This is a genomic window from Achromobacter sp. ESBL13 (genome assembly GCF_036668755.1).
Lineage (GTDB): Bacteria > Pseudomonadota > Gammaproteobacteria > Burkholderiales > Burkholderiaceae_B > Achromobacter.
This window is the reverse complement of record NZ_JAZEVT010000003.1, coordinates 273,617-293,050: the sequence shown is the minus strand read 5'-3', so window position 1 is coordinate 293,050 and position 19,434 is coordinate 273,617. Positions and strand designations below refer to the sequence as shown.

At 63.7% G+C, this 19,434-nt stretch carries 14 protein-coding genes; 10 read left to right on the top strand and 4 right to left on the bottom strand.

The annotated features are described in order from the left end of the window. Positions 1-188: 188 nt before the first annotated feature. From V6F88_RS15550 to puuE, 3 genes are read right to left on the bottom strand one after another with little or no spacing between them, the layout of a single operon-like run. Complete coding sequence (locus tag V6F88_RS15550; protein WP_332610588.1) at positions 189-1,418, bottom strand: M20 family metallopeptidase; 1,230 nt, start codon at positions 1,416-1,418, stop codon at positions 189-191. Between the two features lie 4 nt (positions 1,419-1,422). Beyond that, the gene (uraD, locus tag V6F88_RS15545) at positions 1,423-3,201 is read right to left on the bottom strand and encodes a 2-oxo-4-hydroxy-4-carboxy-5-ureidoimidazoline decarboxylase (RefSeq protein ID WP_332610587.1); all 1,779 of its coding nucleotides are present in this window, start codon (positions 3,199-3,201) and stop codon (positions 1,423-1,425) included. Between the two features lie 11 nt (positions 3,202-3,212). Further along, on the bottom strand, positions 3,213-4,157 hold the full coding sequence (puuE, locus tag V6F88_RS15540) for an allantoinase PuuE (protein ID WP_332610586.1): 945 nt from the start codon (positions 4,155-4,157) through the stop codon (positions 3,213-3,215). A gap of 191 nt (positions 4,158-4,348) precedes the next feature. On the opposite strand from puuE, the gene uraH reads away from it, so the two are divergent. Further along, positions 4,349-4,699, top strand: a complete 351-nt coding sequence (gene uraH / locus V6F88_RS15535; protein WP_332610585.1) for a hydroxyisourate hydrolase — start codon at positions 4,349-4,351, stop codon at positions 4,697-4,699. A gap of 241 nt (positions 4,700-4,940) precedes the next feature. Beyond that, complete coding sequence (locus tag V6F88_RS15530) at positions 4,941-6,149, top strand: urate hydroxylase PuuD (protein ID WP_332610584.1); 1,209 nt, start codon at positions 4,941-4,943, stop codon at positions 6,147-6,149. Between the two features lie 74 nt (positions 6,150-6,223). Here the strand turns inward: V6F88_RS15530 and V6F88_RS15525 are convergent, their stop codons facing one another. Further along, a complete protein-coding gene (locus V6F88_RS15525; RefSeq protein WP_332610581.1) occupies positions 6,224-7,240 on the bottom strand; it encodes a 1-aminocyclopropane-1-carboxylate deaminase in 1,017 nt (338 codons plus the stop codon). Between the two features lie 193 nt (positions 7,241-7,433). Here V6F88_RS15525 and V6F88_RS15520 point away from each other — a divergent pair, with 193 nt between their 5' ends. The 8 genes from V6F88_RS15520 to V6F88_RS15485 all read left to right on the top strand — a co-directional run bounded on the left by V6F88_RS15520 (position 7,434) and on the right by V6F88_RS15485 (position 19,364). Next, positions 7,434-7,904, top strand: coding sequence for an Lrp/AsnC family transcriptional regulator (locus V6F88_RS15520; RefSeq protein WP_332610579.1), 471 nt, complete (start codon positions 7,434-7,436; stop codon positions 7,902-7,904). 330 nt (positions 7,905-8,234) lie between these two features. After that, the gene (locus tag V6F88_RS15515) at positions 8,235-11,102 is read left to right on the top strand and encodes a 2-oxoglutarate dehydrogenase E1 component (RefSeq protein ID WP_332610577.1); all 2,868 of its coding nucleotides are present in this window, start codon (positions 8,235-8,237) and stop codon (positions 11,100-11,102) included. Positions 11,103-11,205: 103 nt separating this feature from the next. After that, on the top strand, positions 11,206-12,441 hold the full coding sequence (gene odhB / locus V6F88_RS15510; RefSeq protein WP_332610575.1) for a 2-oxoglutarate dehydrogenase complex dihydrolipoyllysine-residue succinyltransferase: 1,236 nt from the start codon (positions 11,206-11,208) through the stop codon (positions 12,439-12,441). Positions 12,442-12,569: 128 nt separating this feature from the next. Next, on the top strand, positions 12,570-13,997 hold the full coding sequence (gene lpdA, locus V6F88_RS15505) for a dihydrolipoyl dehydrogenase (protein ID WP_259251814.1): 1,428 nt from the start codon (positions 12,570-12,572) through the stop codon (positions 13,995-13,997). A gap of 79 nt (positions 13,998-14,076) precedes the next feature. Beyond that, positions 14,077-15,168 carry a cell division protein ZapE gene (gene zapE, locus V6F88_RS15500; protein ID WP_332610573.1) on the top strand — a complete coding sequence of 364 codons (1,092 nt, stop codon included), beginning with the start codon at positions 14,077-14,079 and terminating at the stop codon, positions 15,166-15,168. 111 nt (positions 15,169-15,279) lie between these two features. Continuing rightward, on the top strand, positions 15,280-15,813 hold the full coding sequence (locus V6F88_RS15495; RefSeq protein ID WP_332610572.1) for a sigma-70 family RNA polymerase sigma factor: 534 nt from the start codon (positions 15,280-15,282) through the stop codon (positions 15,811-15,813). Then, the gene (locus tag V6F88_RS15490) at positions 15,806-16,765 is read left to right on the top strand and encodes a FecR domain-containing protein (protein ID WP_332610570.1); all 960 of its coding nucleotides are present in this window, start codon (positions 15,806-15,808) and stop codon (positions 16,763-16,765) included. Before V6F88_RS15495 ends, V6F88_RS15490 begins: the two co-directional genes overlap by 8 nt. 184 nt (positions 16,766-16,949) lie before the next feature. Further along, on the top strand, positions 16,950-19,364 hold the full coding sequence (locus V6F88_RS15485) for a TonB-dependent siderophore receptor (RefSeq protein ID WP_332610861.1): 2,415 nt from the start codon (positions 16,950-16,952) through the stop codon (positions 19,362-19,364). Positions 19,365-19,434: the final 70 nt, after the last annotated feature.

Sequence of the window (19,434 nt, the reverse complement as noted above, 5' to 3'; positions counted from 1 at the left end):
GGATGTCGGTCGGAAAATCCTGAAAAGCGGTCTTGTGTACGAGGAATGTATACAGGTATGGGCGGTCCTCGAAATGGAGGAAAACCCGCATCATATAAACACGTTTAGTTACGTTATGTAGGAATTGTCGCGGGAAGTGTGCGCGATGGGGCCCTGGGCCGCGCGGCTCCGGCCCCTGTCCGGCGCGATCAGGCCGGTGCCAGCAGGTCGGCCAACGTGCGCGCGATCACCTTGGTGGCGCGGCGCAGGTCTTCCAACACGACGCGTTCGTCGTTGCGCTTGGCGTGGGATTCCAGCACGGTGCGGGGCCCGGCGCCGTAGATGACACCGGGGATGCCGGCTTCGCCGTACAGGCGCACGTCGGTGTACAGCGGCGTTCCCATGGCCGGGATCGGTTCGCCGAACAGCACTTCGCCATGCTTCTGGATGGCATCGACCAGCGGCTGGTTGCCCGGCAGCGGACGCATCGAATTGGCCAACAGCAGGCGCTTGATGTCGATGGTGATGCCGGGGGTGGCGGCAGCGGCTTCCTGGATGATCCGGCGGATGTCTGCTTCCACTTCAACGGCGTTTTCTTCGGGGATCATGCGGCGGTCCAGCTTGAAGCTGACCTTGCCGGGCACCACGTTGGTGTTGGTGCCGCCTTCAATGCGTCCGACGTTCAGGTACGGGTGACTGATGCCGGGCACCTCGGACCTGATGTTCTGGTACAGCGCGTTCTGTGCATACAGCGCATTCAGGATCTTGACCGCGCCCTGCAGCGCGTCCACGCCCGTGGTGGGAATGGCGGCGTGCGCCATTTTGCCGTGCACCGTCACTTCCATTTGCAGGCAGCCGTTGTGCGCCGTGACCACCTCGTAGCTGAAGCCGGCGGCAATCATCAGGTCGGGCTTGGTCAAGCCTTGCGACAGCAGCCAGCCGGGCCCCAGCAAGCCGCCGAATTCTTCGTCATAGGTGAAATGCAGTTCGACCGCGCCGTGGGTCGGCTTGGCCACCGCTTCCAGCGCGCGGACCGCATAGGTGAAGCTGGCGAAATCGCTCTTGCTGACCGCGGCGGCGCGGCCGTACAGGCTGCCATTTTCAATTTCGGCGCCGTAGGGGTCGTGTTGCCAGCCATCGCCCGGGGGCACGACGTCGCCGTGCGCATTCAGCGCGATGCGGCGGCCGGGCCCGTATTCGCGCCGCACGATCAGGTTGGTGATGGATTGCATGCCGTAGTCCTGCACCGCTTGCGCGGGCACGGCGTGCGCTTCGGCCACAAGGCCCATTTCCTTGAGCAGTTCGGCGGTGCGGACGGCGTGCGGCGCGTTATTGCCGGGCGGTGTGTCGGTGGGCACGCGCACCAGCGATTGCAGGAAGCTCACCTGCTCGTCGAAGTGGGCATCGACCCAGGCGTCTAGTCGGGCGTAGTCGGTCATGGCGTTAGCGTTTGATGTCGTTGGCAAGGTCGTCCAGCAGGCACTGCATGGCATGCGCGGCCAGCTGGATGTCGTCGCGGGTGGTGGATTCGCGGGGGTTGTGGCTGATGCCGTGGTTCTGGCCGCGCACGAAGAGCATGGCCTGAGGCATGACTTCGTGCAGCTTCATGGCGTCGTGCCCGGCGCCGCTGGGCATGCGGTGCAGCGGCACGCCCAGCGCGTCGACGGCGCGTTCCCAACGCTGTTGCCAGGCAGGGTCGCTGGGTGCGGCGGCGGCGCGCATGGTTTCTTCAAGCGCATAGCGCAAGCCTCGGCGTGTGCAGATGGCGTCAAGTTCGGCCAATACGTCGTTCACCAGCGCGTCGCGTTGCGCATCGCTGGGTGCGCGCAGGTCCAGGCTGAAGCGGCATTCGCCCGGTACGACGTTGATGGATCCGCTGGGCACTTCCAGCATGCCCATGGTGCCTACCGAATCGCCATCGCGCGCGGCGCGTTGTTCGACATACAGGGCCAGTTCGGCGGCGGCGGTGGCGGCATCGCGGCGGCGGTTCATCGGCGTGGTGCCGGCATGGCAGGCCATGCCGAAGATCTGCGCCTGATATCTCACGCTGCCGTTGATGGACGTGACGATGCCCAGGGGCAGGCCCATTTCGTACAGCACCGGGCCCTGCTCGATATGGACTTCGACAAAGCCCAGATAGCGCGAGGGATCGCGGCGCAGCTTCGGAATATCGTCAATGCACAGGCCGGCGTGCAGCATGGCGTCGCGCATGGTGACGCCGTGCGCGTCCTTTTGGTCCAGCCATTCAGGCTTGAAGTCGCCGATCAACGCGCCCGATCCCAGGAAGGTGGCGCGGTAGCGCTGGCCTTCTTCTTCGGCAAAGCCGATGACTTCCAGGTGGTAGGGCAGGCGGCGACCTTGTCGATGCAGTTCGCGCACGCAGGCCATGGGCACGAAAATTCCCAGGCGGCCGTCGTATTTGCCGCCGTTGCGCACGGTGTCGTAGTGGCTGCCGGTCATCAGGGTGGGCGCATCGGGCTGCTGGGCGCGGTAGCGGCCCACCACGTTGCCGACGGCGTCGATCTCAACTTCGTCGAAGCCGCAATCTCGCATCCAGTGCGAGATACGCTGCGCGCAGGCGCGGTGCGCTTCGGTCAGGTACGTGACGGTCAGCTGGCCTTTTTCGGCGTAACCGGGATCGCTGTGGATACTGAGCCGTTCCTGCCAGTCCCAGATGTCGTTGCCCAACGTCAGGTCGCGTCCAAACTTGTCGGCCATGCGAATTTCGACGATGCGGTGGATGTTGCGCAGCGCCTCGCGGACTTCAACGTCGGGCGGGTTATCCAGCCGCCGCGCAAATTCGTCAATGATCTGCTGGCGCGACAGGCCCGTGCCGCGCGCGCCGCGCACGGCCAGGATGAACGGAAAGCCGAAGCGAGCGTTGTAGTCGTTGTTCAGTTGTTGCAGCCGCGCCAGTTCATCGGGCGAGCAATGCGTAAGCCCGGCCTGGTCCTGTTCGTGGGTGGACTCGGCGGTCAGGCTGTTTTGCTGCATGGCGCGCCCCGCCAATTCAGGGTGCGCGCGGATCAACGCCAGCTGCGCGTCGATATCCGCTTGATCCAGCACGTGCCGCAACTGATCCTGCAAATGCGCCAGTGACCGAAAAGGCCGGGCGGCTAGCGCCTGCCGCGCGATCCACGGCGAATGTTCGTACAGGCCGTCCAGCATGGCCAGCGCCGAGTCGGGCGTGGCGGCATTGAGTTGTTCCAGCGTGTGGGGCATGGTCGGTGCGCTCAACGGTTGGGAATATAGGGATGCGTGGCCTTCCAGTGCCGGGCAATATCCAGGCGACGGCATACCCAGACGCGGTCGTGGCTGGCAATGTGGTCCAGAAAGCGCTGTAGCGCAGTGATGCGCCCGGGGCGGCCCAGCAGCCGGCAATGCATGCCGATGCTGAGCATCTTGGGCGCTTCGTCGCCTTCGGCGTAAAGCACGTCGAAGCTGTCCTTCAAGTACTGAAAGAATGGGTCGGCGTGCGAATAGCCCTGCGGCAGCGCGAAGCGCATGTCGTTGCAGTCCAGCGTATAGGGCACGATCAGTTGCGGCACGACCGCGCCGTCGCTTTTTTGTACCTGCATCCAGAAGGGCAGGTCGTCGCCGTAGTAATCGCTGTCGTACTCGAAGCCGCCGTAATCGGCCACCAGCCGGCGCGTGCGCGGGCTGTCGCGTCCGGTGTACCAGCCCAGCGGGCGGCTGCCGGTCAGCTGCGTGATGGCGTCCATGCCCAGGCGCATATGTTCGCGTTCGGTGGCTTCGTCCACATTCTGGTAATGCACCCAGCGCCAGCCATGGCAGGCGATTTCGTGGCCCAGTTCAGTGAGCGCCGCCGTCAATTCGGGGTGGCGCTGCAGGGCCATGCCTACGCCGAACACGGTCAGGGGCAGCTGCCGCTTTTCAAACTCGCGCAGAAGGCGCCACACACCGGTGCGCGACCCGTATTCGTAGATGCCTTCCATGCTGAGATGGCGGTCGGGGTAGCTGGCCGGGTTGAACATTTCCGACAGGAATTGCTCAGAACCCGCGTCTCCATGCAGCACGCTGTTTTCACCGCCTTCTTCGTAGTTCAAAACGAATTGAACGGCAATGCGAGCCTGGCCGGGCCATTGCGCGTGGGGCGGGTTGCGGCCGTAGCCGATCAGGTCGCGGGGATACGGAAGCGTCGAGTCGTAGGTGTTCATGAATAGCGGGGCATGGAGCCAAGAGGCGCGGGCAGCGGTGACGAAGTCAGGCCGGCCATGCGCGGATGAACGGACGGTTTCATGATGGGCTAAACAATAGCTGGAAAGCAATTAGCTGTATACAATTTATGTACATCATTAAGGATAACCATGAGACCGCCCGGCAACCTGCGGGGCACACAGGAGACAACATGGAATTGACCACGCACGTACTCGACACCATGCACGGCTGCCCGGCCCAAGGCATGGCCGCGGCGCTGTACGCAACACGCGGCGACTCCGCCACCCTGATCCAGCAGTTCACGCTGAACCACGATGGCCGTAGCGCCCGGCCGCTTTTTGCCGACGCGGACTTGCAAGTCGGCACCTACCGGCTGGTGTTCGAGGTGGCCGCCTACTTCAAGGCGCGCGGCGTTGTCTTGCCCGAGCCCAACTTCCTGAATCGGGTCAGCCTGGATTTCGGCGTGGCGCACGCGGACCAGCACTATCACGTGCCGTTGTTGGTCAGCCCCTGGAGCTATTCCACGTATCGGGGCTCGTAAGCGGCAGGGGCGTGGGCTGCCGGTCTGCGGGCAGCCGGCCCCGCGTCTCAGGGTATTCCTGATGCCAGAAAGGTCGAGCACGCATAGCCTTGTGAACAAAACCTGCATACAATTTCGTCCATTCTGGTCGCAGCGGTGCGGGGCATTCAAGCCTTGTGCGCGATCCATCTTCTGCTTACAGCGCCCGCGGTGGTAGGCAGTGCGGCGGAGCCTACAAGGCCCGCCCACTGCGGGGGCGTGGATGGAAAGCTACTACCTGGATTGGGTCAACCTGTTGCTGCGTTGGGCCCACATCATCACCGGCATCGCATGGATCGGCACGTCGTTCTATTTCGTGATGCTGGACAACAGTCTGGAAAAACCGCAAGACCCTGAATCGCTTGCCAAGGGCGTGGGCGGCGAGCAATGGGCCGTGCACGGCGGCGGTTTCTACAACATGCAGAAGTACGCGGTGCAGCCCAAAAAGCTGCCTGAACACCTGCATTGGTCGTTCTGGGAAAGCTACAGCACCTGGCTGACGGGCTTTGCGCTGTTCACCATGTCGTACCTCTGGAACGCCAGCACCTACCTGATAGACCGGTCAAAAATGGACTGGCAGCCCAGCACCGCCGTGGCCGTCGCGCTGGCGTTTTTCGTGGTGTTCTGGATCGTCTACGACGGCATCTGCCGCCTGTTCGGGCGCGGCAAGCACGGTGACACGATCGTCGGGGTGCTGGTGGCAGTGTTCATCGCCCTGGCGTCCTGGCTGGCCTGCCATTGGTTCGCGGGCCGCGCGGCGTTCCTGCTGGTGGGCGCGATGATGGCCACGACCATGAGCGGCAACGTGTTTTTCTGGATCATCCCCGGCCAGCGCAAGAACGTGGCGGCGATGCGGGCGGGCAAGCCCGTCGACCCCGTCCATGGCCAGCGCGGCAAGCAGCGCAGCGTGCACAACACGTATTTCACGCTGCCCGTGGTGTTCACCATGATGAGCAACCACTACAGCTTTACCTATACCCATCAGTACAACTGGATCGTGCTGCTGCTGATCATGCTGGGCGGCGCGGCAATCCGGCAGTTCTTCGTGGTGCGGCACCGCTTCAAGCTGGGCAATGCGCGCAACCCGCTGCCCTACGTGTTGTTGGGGGTGGCGGTGCTGGGCTTGACCATCGTGTGGATGCGGCCCGCCCCCGTCGCCGCGTCAGCGCCGTCCGCGGCCGCGCCCGCCGACGTGGCGTTTGCCCAGGTGCGCCATGTGTTTGACCAGCGGTGCCTGCTGTGCCACGGCGCACAGGTCCAGATGAAGAACGTGCGCCTGGATTCGGTTGAGCAGATCGCCACGCACGCGCAGGCCGTGTACCAACAAGTCGTTGTGTCGAAAATCATGCCGATGGCCAATTCCACCGGCATGACCGACGACGAACGCGCGCTGATCGGCGCCTGGTTCCAGGCGGGCGCCAAGACGCAATAGCGGGCAGGGCGCTTCAGCGCAGATCGCCGGCGGGCCAGCCCATTGATCCGAAGCCGGTGGGCGGCTGGCCAGCTTCAGCCGTTGCGGTACAGAAAGCTGTAGGCGTTGATCGCCGGCACCCCTCCCAGGTGCGCATACAAAACCTTGGAGCCCGCAGGGATCTCGCCTCGTCGTATCAGGTCCATCATGCCTTGCATGGATTTGCCCTCGTACACCGGGTCGGTCATCATGCCCTCCAGCCGCGCGCAGGTGCGGATGGCGTCGTTGGTTTCCGCCGATGGCAAGCCGTAGGCGGGATAGGCGTAACGCGTATCCAGCACCACATCGCTGTCCGCGATGCCGGACTCCAGCCCGACCATATCGGCGGTGCGCCGCGCGATGCGCAGGATTTGCGCGCGCGTCTGCTCCGGCGTGGCGGACGCGTCGATGCCAATGACGCGGTTGGCGCGGCCGTCCGCCGCAAAGCCCACCACCATGCCCGCTTGCGTGCTGCCCGTCACCGCGCAGACCACGATGTAGTCGAACTTGAATCCCAGGTCGGCTTCCTGGCGGCGCACTTCTTCGGCAAAGCCCACATAGCCCAGGCCGCCCAATTCGTGGTCGGACGCGCCGGCCGGAATGGCGTACGGCTTGCCGCCGCGTTTGCGCACGTCTTCCAGCGCCTCTTCCCAGCTGCGCCGAAAGCCGATGTCAAAGCCCTGGTCCACCAGCCGCACGTCGGCGCCCATCAGGCGGCTCATCATGATGTTGCCGACGCGGTCGTAGACGGCGTCGGAATAGTCCACCCAGTTTTCCTGTACCAGCACGCAGGACAGCCCCAGCTTGGCGGCCACGGCGGCCACCATGCGCGTGTGGTTGGACTGGATGCCGCCGATGGTGACAAGCGTGTCGCAGCCTTGCTCCAGCGCTTGCGGAATCAGGTATTCCAGCTTGCGCAGCTTGTTGCCGCCAAACGCCAGGCCGCTGTTGCAGTCTTCGCGCTTGGCATAGACGTGGACCTTGCCGCCCAAATGCGCGGACAAGCGTTCCAGCTTTTCGATGGGGGTGTCGCCGAAGGTCAGACGGTGTCTGGGAAAGCGTTGCAGATCCATGCGGGCTCCTGTGTTGGGATTCCGGCCGGCAAGTGAGGCTCGGGTGTAAAAATCATAGGAATCGCAGGCAGCAGCGGTCAATTGCGTATTTTGTTGCGACTACGATATTAAAAACAGCGAAGCTCAGTAATTTAGATTTAATATTTTTGGAATAAAAAGAAACACGAGATAATATTTTTCAGGGACACATGCAATGAGCGTGCTTGCCGGATTGGATCGTATCGACCGCCACATCCTTCGTCTTTTGCAGGACGATGCCCAGATCACCAATCTGGATCTAAGCGCGCGTGTGCACCTGAGCCCGGCCGCCTGCTTGCGTCGGGTAGAAAAGCTGAAGGCCGAAGGCATCATCAAAAAGACGGTGGCGCTACTGGAGCCCGCCGACGTCGACATGGCCACGCTGGTCATCGTGGGCGTGGTGCTGGACCGTTCCACGCCCGACTCCTTCACCGATTTCGAGGAAGCGGCGCGCGGCATCAGCGGCTGCCTGGAATGCCATCTGGTGGCGGGCGAATTCGACTACTTCCTGATGCTGCGCATACGCGACCTGGAGCGCTTCAACAAGCTGCATGCGGGCGAGATCATCAAGCTGCCCGGCGTACGTCAGATTCGCACCTTTTTTGTGTTGAAAGAGATCTTGTCGACGACTGCCTTGCCGGTGTGACGCGGCTAATGCACAACACTCACGCATTGAAGTGCTCGGCAATGACGCACTGCGGCATTTTGGAATGGCGGAAATTGATGGCGCGTAGACGTCGCAATGTCAGGGGTTGGCCGGACATTCCACGGCCGCATGCAGGCATTCCGAAAGGGCTTTTGCGCCACAAAAATGTCTCAAGACGCCCGTAAACTCAAAGGGTTATACTGCTCGGCATACGGCTTTCAAGGCTTGTACGCGCCTTCTGCCCCCTGCGATCCGCTAAACGGGAAGCCCGTGTCGCGGAAGGTTTTTCCTGCATCGTGTCGAGTGAAGCACTCGTAAAGGTGAAGCGATATGTCTTCGGAAATAGAATCTCTATCCACGTCTTATCTCTTTGGGGGTAACGCCCCATATGTTGAGGAGCTTTACGAAGCCTACCTCGACAATCCCGGTTCGGTTCCTGATAACTGGCGCGAATATTTCGACCAGTTGCAGCACGCTCCCGCAACCGACGGCCAGGAATCCACTCGCGACCAGGCCCACGCTCCCATCGTCGAATCGTTCGCCCAGCGCGCCAAGGCCAATGCCTTTGTGCAACGCTCCGCCGAACCCGACCTGAGCGTGGCCAGCAAGCAAGTGTCGGTGCAATCGCTGATTGCCGCCTACCGCTCGCTGGGTTCGCGCTGGGCCGATCTGGACCCCCTCAAGCGCCAGGAACGTCCGCAGATCCCGGAACTCGATCCCGCCTTCTACGGCCTGACCGAATCCGATCTGGACCAGACCTACTCGGCCACCAACACCTACTTCACGACCGCCAGCACCATGACGCTGCGCGACATCCTGAAGGCGCTGCGCGACACGTATTGCCGCAGCATCGGTGCTGAATTCACGCACATCTCCGACCCCGCCGCCAAGCGCTGGATCCAGGAACGCCTGGAAACCACGCTGGGTGCGCCGGCCTACTCGGTCGAAGAAAAGCGCCACATCCTGCAGCAGCTGACCGAGTCCGAAGGGCTTGAGCGCTTCCTGCACACCAAGTACGTCGGCCAGAAGCGCTTCTCGCTGGAAGGCGGCGAAAGCTTCATCGCCTCGATGGACGAAGTGGTGAACCACGCCGGCGAAAACGGCGTCCAGGAAATCGTGGTCGGCATGGCCCACCGCGGCCGCCTGAACCTGCTCGTGAACATCATGGGCAAGATGCCCGGCGACTTGTTCGCCGAGTTCGAAGGCAAGCACGCCGAAGGCCTGACCGACGGCGACGTGAAGTACCACAACGGCTTCTCTTCCGACCTGTCCACCCGTGGCGGTCCGGTCCACCTGTCGTTGGCCTTCAACCCGTCCCACCTTGAAATCGTGAACCCCGTCGTCGAAGGCAGCGCACGCGCTCGCCAGGAACGCCGCGGCGACGCCGAAGGCAAGACCGTGCTGCCGGTGCTGGTGCACGGCGACGCGGCTTTTGCCGGTCAAGGCGTGGTCATGGAAACGCTGAACCTTGCCCAGACGCGCGGCTACGGTACGGGCGGCACGCTGCACATCGTCATCAACAACCAAATCGGTTTCACCACGTCCGACCCGCGTGACTCGCGTTCGACGCTGTATTGCACCGACGTGGTCAAGATGATCGAAGCCCCGGTGTTCCACGTCAACGGCGACGACCCCGAAGCCGTGGTGTTCGTCACCAAGCTGGCCCTGGACTACCGCCTGCAATTCCGTCATGACATCGTCGTGGACATCGTTTGCTTCCGCAAGCTGGGCCACAACGAACAAGACACCCCGTCGCTGACGCAGCCGCTGATGTACAAGCGCATCGGCCATCACCCCGGCACGCGCAAGCTGTACGCCGACAAGCTGACCACGCAAGGCGTGCTGGCTGAAGGCGAAGCCGATCAACTGGTCAAGGACTACCGTCAGCTGATGGAAGACGGCCAGCGCACGATTGAACCCGTGCTGACCGACTACAAGAGCAAGTACGCCATCGACTGGTCCCCGTTCCTGGGCGCCAAGTGGACGGACCAGGCCGACACGGCTGTGCCGCTGGCCGAACTCAAGCGCATCGGCGAACGCATCACGACGGTTCCGGAAGGCTTCACGGTGCACCCGCTGGTTGCCAAGCTGCTGAACGACCGCCGCACGATGGCCAAGGGCGAGATGAACCTGGACTGGGGCATGGGCGAACACCTCGCCTTCGCCACCCTGGTTTCCTCGGGCTACGCCATCCGCATCACCGGTCAGGACTCGGGCCGTGGCACGTTCACGCACCGCCACGCCGTGCTGCACGACCAGAACCGCGAACGCTGGAACGACGGCACCTACATTCCGCTGCAGAACGTCTCGGAAGGCCAGGCTCCGTTCACCGTCATCGACTCCGTGCTGTCCGAAGAGGCGGTGCTGGGCTTCGAATACGGTTACTCCAGCGCTGAACCGAACACGCTGACCATCTGGGAAGGCCAGTTTGGCGACTTCGTCAACGGCGCGCAGGTCGTGATCGACCAGTTCATCAGCTCCGGCGAAGCCAAGTGGGGCCGCCAGTCGGGCCTGACCCTGATGCTGCCGCACGGCTACGAAGGCCAAGGCCCCGAGCACTCGTCAGGCCGCATCGAGCGCTTCCTGCAACTGTGCGCCGACAACAACATGCAAGTGGTCCAGCCGACCTCTGCCTCGCAGATCTTCCACGTTCTGCGCCGCCAGATGATCCGCCCGTTCCGCAAGCCGCTGGTGCTGTTCACGCCGAAGTCGCTGCTGCGTAACAAGGACGCGGGTTCGCCCCTGACCGATCTGGCCGGCGGCAGCTTCCGCCCGGTGATCGGCGAAGTGGACGACACCATCGACGCCAGCAAGGTCAAGCGCGTGCTGGCTTGCTCGGGCAAGGTGTACTACGACCTGGTCAACGCGCGCCGCGAGCGTGGCGCCGACAACGTCGCCATCGTCCGCGTCGAGCAGCTGTACCCGTTTGCGCACAAGTCGTTCGAAACGGAACTGCGCAAGTACCCGAAGGCCACCGAAGTGATCTGGGTTCAGGACGAACCGCAGAACCAAGGCGCCTGGTTCTACGTTCAGCATCACGTGTACGAGAACATGGTGGAAGGCCAGAAGCTGGGCTACGCCGGCCGCGCCGCGTCGGCATCGCCGGCCGTGGGCTACCTGGCCAAGCACCAGGAGCAGCAGAAGGCCCTGATCGAGACGGCTTTCGCGCCCAAGTTCAAGGTCATGTTGACGAAGTAACCCTGACTTGATGCACGCGCCGCGCGCGGCAAGCGTTTTGGAACCTGGTTTCGAACCTTGCCGCGCCGCGTGACCAGAACACACACTTTACGGAACAAACAAAATGGCTATTACCGACGTCGTCGTCCCCCAACTTTCCGAATCCGTCTCCGAAGCGACCCTGCTGACCTGGAAGAAGCAGCCGGGCGCTGCCGTTGAAGCGGACGAAATCCTGATCGAAGTCGAAACCGACAAGGTCGTGCTGGAAGTGCCGGCTCCCGCCTCGGGCGTGCTGGCTGAAATCGTCAAGGGCGATGGCAGCACCGTGACCTCGGGCGAAGTGCTGGCCCGCATCGACACCGCCGCCAAGGCCGCCGCCGCCGCGACCGCGCCGGCCGAAGCCCCCAAGGCTGCTGAACAAGCCGCTGCCGCCCCGGCCCCCGCCGCCGCGCCGGCTTCGTCGGCTGCTGCCGGCGTGGCATCGCCCGCCGCCGCCAAGATCCTGGCCGAGAAGGGCGTTGACGCCGCTTCCGTATCGGGCACCGGCCGCGACGGCCGCGTGACCAAGGGCGACGCCATGGCTGCCGGCGCTCCCGCCGCCAAGGCCGCTCCGGCCAAGGCTCCGGCCGCTCCCGCCCCGACCACGCTGTCGCTGGACGGCCGTCCGGAACAGCGCGTGCCGATGAGCCGCCTGCGCGCCCGCATCGCCGAGCGCCTGCTGCAATCGCAGCAAGAAAACGCAATCCTGACCACGTTCAACGAAGTGAACATGCAAGCGGTCATCGATCTGCGCAGCAAGTACAAGGACAAGTTCGAAAAAGAACACGGCATCAAGCTGGGCTTCATGTCGTTCTTCGTCAAGGCCGCCGTGGCAGCCCTGAAGAAGTACCCGCTGATCAACGCGTCGATCGACGGCAAGGACATCATCTATCACGGCTACTTCGACATCGGTATCGCTGTCGGCAGCCCGCGTGGCCTGGTGGTGCCGATCCTGCGCAACGCCGACCAGCTGTCCATCGCTGAAATCGAAAAGACCATCGCCGACTTCGGCCGCCGCGCCGCCGACGGCAAGCTGGGCATTGAAGAAATGACCGGCGGTACGTTCTCGATCTCCAACGGTGGCGTGTTCGGTTCGATGCTGTCGACCCCGATCATCAACCCGCCGCAATCGGCCATCCTGGGCGTGCACGCCACCAAGGATCGCGCTGTTGTCGAAAACGGCCAGATCGTCATCCGTCCGATGAACTACTTGGCCCTGTCCTATGACCACCGCATCATTGACGGCCGCGAAGCCGTGCTGGGTCTGGTCGCCATGAAGGACGCCCTGGAAGATCCGCAGCGCCTGTTGCTGGACCTGTAATCTCGACGCCCCGCGCGGCGCCGCACCGGGCCTTCGGATCGCGGCGCCCCGGCCGGCCCACGGCTGGCCTCCGGCTCGCAAACACCGGGCGGGGCGTGTTCCACCCCACACTCAATCGCGAGAACACTATGTCCAAACAATTTGACGTCGTCGTGATCGGCGCAGGCCCTGGCGGCTACATCGCCGCCATTCGCGCAGCCCAACTGGGCATGTCGGTCGCTTGCATCGACGCCTGGCAAAACGGCCAAGGCGGCCCGGCTCCCGGCGGCACCTGCACCAACGTCGGCTGCATTCCGTCCAAGGCGCTGCTGCAATCGTCCGAGCACTTTGAACAAGCCAACCACCACTTCGCCGAGCACGGCATCGAAGTCAAGGGCGTCAGCCTGAAGCTCGACACGCTGATCGGCCGCAAGAACACGGTGGTCAAGCAAAACAACGACGGCATCCTGTACCTGTTCAAGAAGAACAAGGTCACGTTCTTCCACGGCAAGGGCCAGTTCAGCGGCCAAGTGGAAGGCGGCTGGGCCATCAAGGTCACCGGCACCGCCGAAGAAGACCTGATCGCCAAGCACGTCGTGGTGGCCACGGGTTCGTCGGCGCGTGAACTGCCCGGCCTGCCGTTCGACGAAAAGGTCGTGCTGTCCAACGACGGCGCACTGAACATCGGCGCCGTGCCGAAGACCTTGGGCGTGATCGGTGCCGGCGTGATCGGCCTGGAAATGGGCAGCGTGTGGCGCCGCCTGGGTTCGGAAGTGACCATCCTGGAAGCGATGCCGGAATTCCTGGCCGCCGCTGACGGCCAAGTGGCCAAGGAAGCGCTGAAGGCGTTCACCAAGCAAGGCCTGAACATCCAGATGGGTGTGAAGATCGGCGAGATCAAGGCCACCGCCAAGTCGGTGACCGTGCCCTACGTCGACGCCAAGGGCGCCGAGCAAAAGCTGGTGGTCGACAAGCTGATCGTCTCGATCGGCCGCGTGCCTTACACCGGCGGCCTGAACGCCGACGCGGTGGGCCTGAAGCTGGACGAACGCGGCTTTGTGGCCGTGGACGGCGACTGCAAGACGAACCTGCAAAACGTCTGGGCAGTGGGTGACGTGGTGCGAGGCCCGATGCTGGCGCACAAGGCCGAAGAAGAAGGCGTGGCGGTTGCCGAGCGCATCGCCGGCCAGCATGGCCACGTCAACTTCGACACCGTGCCGTGGGTGATCTACACGTCGCCGGAAATTGCCTGGGTCGGCAAGACCGAACAGCAGCTCAAGGCCGAAGGTCGCGAGTACAAGGCCGGCAGCTTCCCGTTCCTGGCCAACGGCCGCGCCCGCGCGCTGGGTGACACCACCGGTTTTGCCAAGGTGATCGCCGATGCCAAGACCGACGAAGTCCTGGGCGTGCACATCGTGGGCCCGATGGCCTCGGAACTGATCTCGGAAGCCGTGACCATCATGGAATTCCGCGGCGCCGCCGAAGACATCGCCCGCATCTGCCACGCGCACCCGACCTTGTCGGAAGCGGTGAAGGAAGCCGCTCTGGCCGTGGACAAGCGCGCGCTGAATTTCTAAGCGTCCTTGACCTGAGCTAGACGGGGGGCGGGTTCAAGGACCCGCCCTTTTTTCATTTTGGTTGCTTGAGCTTAACCCCATGAACGTTCTCGAATACTACGAACACGCCTTGGCCGAACGCGGCTACAAGCCCGATGCCGCGCAAAAGCTGGCCATCGACCGCTTGCAGCGCTATTACGACGAATGGGTCAAGTTCAAGTCGATGCGCTCGAATGCCCTGAAAAAGCTGCTGAACCGGCCCGACGTGCCGCGCGGCGTGTATCTGTGGGGCGGGGTAGGGCGCGGCAAGAGCTTCCTGATGGACGCCTTCTACGCGACCGTGCCCGTGGTGCGGAAGACGCGCCTGCACTTTCACGAGTTCATGCGTGGCGTGCACCGCGAGCTGGAAGAAGTAAAGGGCATGCAAGACCCGCTGGATGAAGTGGCCAAGCGCGTCGCCAAACGCTACCGCCTGATCTGCTTTGACGAATTCCACGTGTCGGACGTGGCTGACGCGATGATCCTGCATCGGCTGCTGCTCAAGTTGTTTGAATACGGCACGTCGTTCATCATGACGTCCAACTACGAACCGTCCACGCTGTATACGGACGGCCTGCACCGCGACCGGGTGCTGCCCGCCATCGCCCTGATCCAGTCGCGCATGGACGTGATGAACGTGGACGCGGGCGTGGACTATCGCCGCCGTTCGCTGGAGCAGGTGCAGTGTTATCACACGCCGCTGGACGACCACGCGCAGGCCGCGCTGCAAAAGGCGTTCGACAGCCTTGCCGATACGCCGCCGCAGGAACCCTTGCTGCACATCGAGCACCGCGAAATCCGCGCCGTGGCGCTGGCCGGTTCGGTGGTGTGGTTTGATTTCGCCACGCTTTGCGGCGGGCCACGTTCGCAGAACGACTACCTGGAACTGGCCAACCGATTCCACGCCGTGATCCTGTCGGGCGTACCCAAGATGGGCCCGCGCCAGGCCTCCGAGGCGCGCCGCTTCACCTGGTTGATCGACGTGTTCTACGACCACCGCGTCAAGCTGATCATGTCGGCCGAGTGCGAACCCGAAGAGATCTACACGGAAGGGGCATTGGCCAACGAATTCCATCGCACCGTGTCGCGCATTCTTGAAATGCAATCGCGCGAATATCTGGAATCCGAGCGCCGCCTGACGGCGACGTTGTAGTAATGCCGCAAGCGGCCCGTCTCGGTCGAGCCGCTTGTACATAGCATTGGTAATGCAAGTCATTATCACTTAAGATTTTGACACTTCAGGTTCCGCACCGCGGTCTCAATTGTGTCTTCCTCTTTGTTTTCCCCACCGGCTTCGTGCGCAGACGCCGCGATCGCGCCCATTGACGGGCTGTATCGCGAGCACCGGCCATGGCTGTTCGGATGGCTGCGCCGCAAGCTGGGTTGCGAGCATCGCGCCGAAGATCTGGCGCAGGACGTTTTTGTGCGGGTGATCCAGGGCCGCAAGGCGGTGCGCGCGACCGATGCGCGCGCCTTGCTGACTACGATCGCCAAGGGGTTGGTCGTGGACCATCAGCGCCATGCCGCGCTGGAATACGCCTATCTGAACTATCTGGCCACGCTTGAGCAGGCGTACGCCCCGTCGCCCGAGACGCAGGCCGAACAGCTGCAAGCGCTGGTGCGTCTGGACCGCCTGCTTGACGGCTTGCCGCCCAAGGCACGTTCCGCATTTCTGATGTCACAGCTGGATGGGCTGACCTATCCCGACATCGCGCAGCGTCTGGGCGTATCGCTCAGTTCCGTTCAGCAGTACATGGTGCGCGCGATGGCCGCCTGCTATGCCGCGTTTTATGAATAACGCGGCACGAACCACCCCGCCCGACGCCGTGGTGCGCCAGGCTATCGCCTGGTGGGCGCGGATGCAAAGTGGCGTGGCAAATTCCCGGGACCACGAGTCCTGCCGCGCGTGGCTGGACGCCGATGCCGCTCATCGACAAGCCTGGGAACGCCTGGAAGCCATCGGCCGCGATGCACGCCGCGTGCCGGCGGCGTTGGCCCACGCCGCACTGAATTCGCCAAGATCCCAAGGCCGTCGCAACGCATTGCGCGGCTTGCTGAGCCTGACGGGCGTGGCCGCCATCGGATGGGCAGGCTACCGGCACACGCCCTGGCAACGCCTGGCGGCTGACCTTAGCACCCGCGTGGGCGAACGCCGTACCGTGGCGCTGGCCGACGGCCTGAGCATCACGCTGAACAGCGATAGCGCCGTGCGCCTGCATCTGTCGGGCGGCGCGCGCGGCATCGACCTGCTGCGTGGCGAGATGCTGGTGAATACAGAACCGCGCGCGGGCGTGGATGCGCTGCACGTGATCGCGGGCCATGGCGAACTGCGTGCCGAGCGCGCGCGGTTCGATCTTCATCGCACCGACGCAAGCTTGCGGCTGGGCGTGTACGAAGGCAGCGTGGAACTGCTGCGCCAGGGCGCCTGGACGCATGCCGCCGCCGGCGAGCGGCTGGCCTACATCGACGCCGACGAACTCGTGCGCAGCGCCGTCGACCCCGACCGGCTGGCCTGGGTGGACGGCATGGTGGTGGCCAAGGAGTGGCGGCTGGACGCCTTTGCGCGCTATCTGGCGCGCCAGCGCGTAGGTGTGATTCGCGTGGACCCCGCCGTGGCCGCCCTGAAGCTATCGGGCGTGTTCCCGCTGGACGATGCGGAACGCGCGTTGAAGGCGCTGGAGCCCGCACTGCCCATCAAGGTCACGCGGCACACGCAGTATTGGTTGCAGGTCGATCCTCGGCAAATTTGAGCGTTACAACTTTTTTATCCGGATGTCTTGCAGGTTTTTGCCTCCCGTACGGAATGGCAGGGATAGATCACCGTACAGGGAGAGTTTCGTGTCTGCTTCATCTCAATCGCGCCTGCGCGCCACACTGACGGCCGGCCGCAAGGCCGTGCTGACCGCCTCTTGCGCGGGCGTGCTTGCCGCCGGCATGCCCGCTGCGTGGGCACAGTCCGCGCCCGCTGCCGCCAACGCGCAGCGCAGCTACCAGATTCCCGCCGGTGCGCTGGCCGATGTGCTGACGCAGTTCGCCCGCACGGCGGGCGTGGTGCTGTCATTCGATCCGGCTTTGGTGCGCGGCCAGCGATCCGATGGTTTGAATGGCGGCTATTCCGTCGGCGCCGGCTTTGCGCGGATCTTGTCGGGCAGCGGCCTGCAAGCGCGTGCGCAGTCGGGCAACACCTGGACGCTGGCGCCCGCGCCTGCCTCGCCGTCGGGTGACGCGCATGTGCTGGCGCCGGTGACGGTGTCCGGCATGGCGGAAAGCGCGCTGGTGCCCACGGTGGGCTATGTGGCCAGCGCCAGCGTCAGCGCCACCAAGACCGACACGCCGCTGATTGAAACGCCGCAGTCCGTGTCGGTCATCACGCGCGAACAGATCACGGAGCAGGGCGCGCAGACGCTTAATCAGGTGCTGCGATACACCGCCGGCGTCGCGACCGAATCGCGCGGCGCTACCGCCACGCGGCTGGACCAGTTCAATGTGCGGGGCTTTTCCGCATCGTCTTATCTGGATGGCCTGCGCGTATTCGGTGGCCGCGATGCGCTGCCGCAAGTCGATGCCTATCGCCTTGAACGGGTGGACGTGCTGAAGGGGCCGGCCTCGGTCATGTACGGCCAGGGCGGCCCGGGCGGCGTGGTGAACCAGGTCAGCAAGCGGCCGCTGGAAGAGACGCTGCGCGAAGTGGAGGTGCAGGTCGGCAACTACGACTATGGCCGCGCCAACTTCGACTTTGGCGGGCCGGTGGACGAAGACGGCAAGTTCTTGTATCGCCTGGTCGGCGCCGGCTATATGTCCGACGGCCAGGTGAAGGACACCAAAGAGCGCCGCTACTTTGTGTCGCCGGCCTTCACGTGGAAGCCCAGTGGCGATACCTCGCTGACCGTGCTGACCAATTTCCAGCGCGATCCCGACATGGGTTCGTACGGCAGCGTGTCGTCCATGCGTACGCTGTTGTCGGCGCCGGACGGCATCCGCCTGCCGGCGGATTACTACGACGGCGACGCCAATTTCGAAAAGAGCGACCGCAAGAGCTATTCATTGGGCTACGTGCTGGACCACCGGTTCAACGACACGTTCAAAGCCACGCAAAGCCTGCGCTGGACCCGTTCAGAAGCCAAGTACCGCAGCGTCTACGGCGCCATGACGAACAACTACGGCTATACGGACCGAACCTATCTGTACCAGCAGCGCGCGGCGATTGCCACGGACGTGGATGTGGGCGCACTGACCATCGACAACAATGTGCAGGCCCGCTTCAACACCGGCAGCTTTGGTCACACCGCGTTGCTGGGCTTTGATTACCAGCACGTGAAGACGGACACGTTGTCGGGATCCGGCAGCGCGCCGCCGCTGTACGTGCTGAACCCGGATAACCGACAGCACATCGCCACCCCGGCATTTTCGTCGGATGCCACGTCCAAGCAGTACCAGGCCGGCTTGTACTTCCAGGACCAGATCAAGATCGACCGCCTGTCGGTATTGCTGGGCGGGCGCTATGACTGGGCTCGCACCGTCGGCGAAACCACGGCAATTCCCAGCGGCCGCGTCACCCCGTCGTCGCTGACCGCCGAGAAGTTCACGGGCCGCGCGGGCGTGATCTACAACTTCGATAATGGCGTGGCGCCGTACTTCAGCTACTCGGAATCATTCGAGCCGCAGTCGGGCACGGGTTGGCAGAACGTGCCGTTCAAGCCCATCGAGGGCAAGCAATACGAAGTCGGCATCAAGTATCAGCCGCCCGGCAGCGCAACGTTGCTGACCTTCGCCGCGTTCGATATCCGCCGCGAGAACATGACGACAACCGATCCGGACCCCACCCACGTGTGCGGCACGGCCGGCGGGCGCTGCTCGATCCAGGCGGGCGAACTGCGTACGCAGGGGATCGAGCTGGAAGCCAAGAGCGAGCCGCTGCGCGGCCTGACGCTGGTGGCGGCGTATTCGCTGATGGACAACGAATATTCCAAGGCCAATCCGAACCTGGCGGGCTTGAACCTGAAGGGCAAATCGCCGGCCGGCGTGCCGTCGCAACAGGCGTCCGCATGGGCGCGCTATCAGCTGCAAGGGGGGCCGCTGGCGGGCATGGGCGTGGGCGGCGGCGTCCGTTATATCGGCTCGTCGTTCGTTGACGAAGCCAATACCTACAAGGTGCCTTCCGTCACGCTGTTCGACTTGATGCTGGACTATGACCTGGGCCGCGTGTCGCCTTCGTTGAAGGGTATGCAGGTGGCGTTGAACGTGCAGAACCTGTTCGACAAGGAGTATGTCGCGTCGTGCCTTGGTGAGTCCTGGTGCTGGTACGGTTACCAGCGTTCGGTGAAGGCCAGCTTGCGTTATCGCTGGTAAGCCGGCAGTACGGATCGCGGCGGGTTACGCCGTAGCGGGCGGACCGATGGCCCGCCCGCTACGCTTCAAT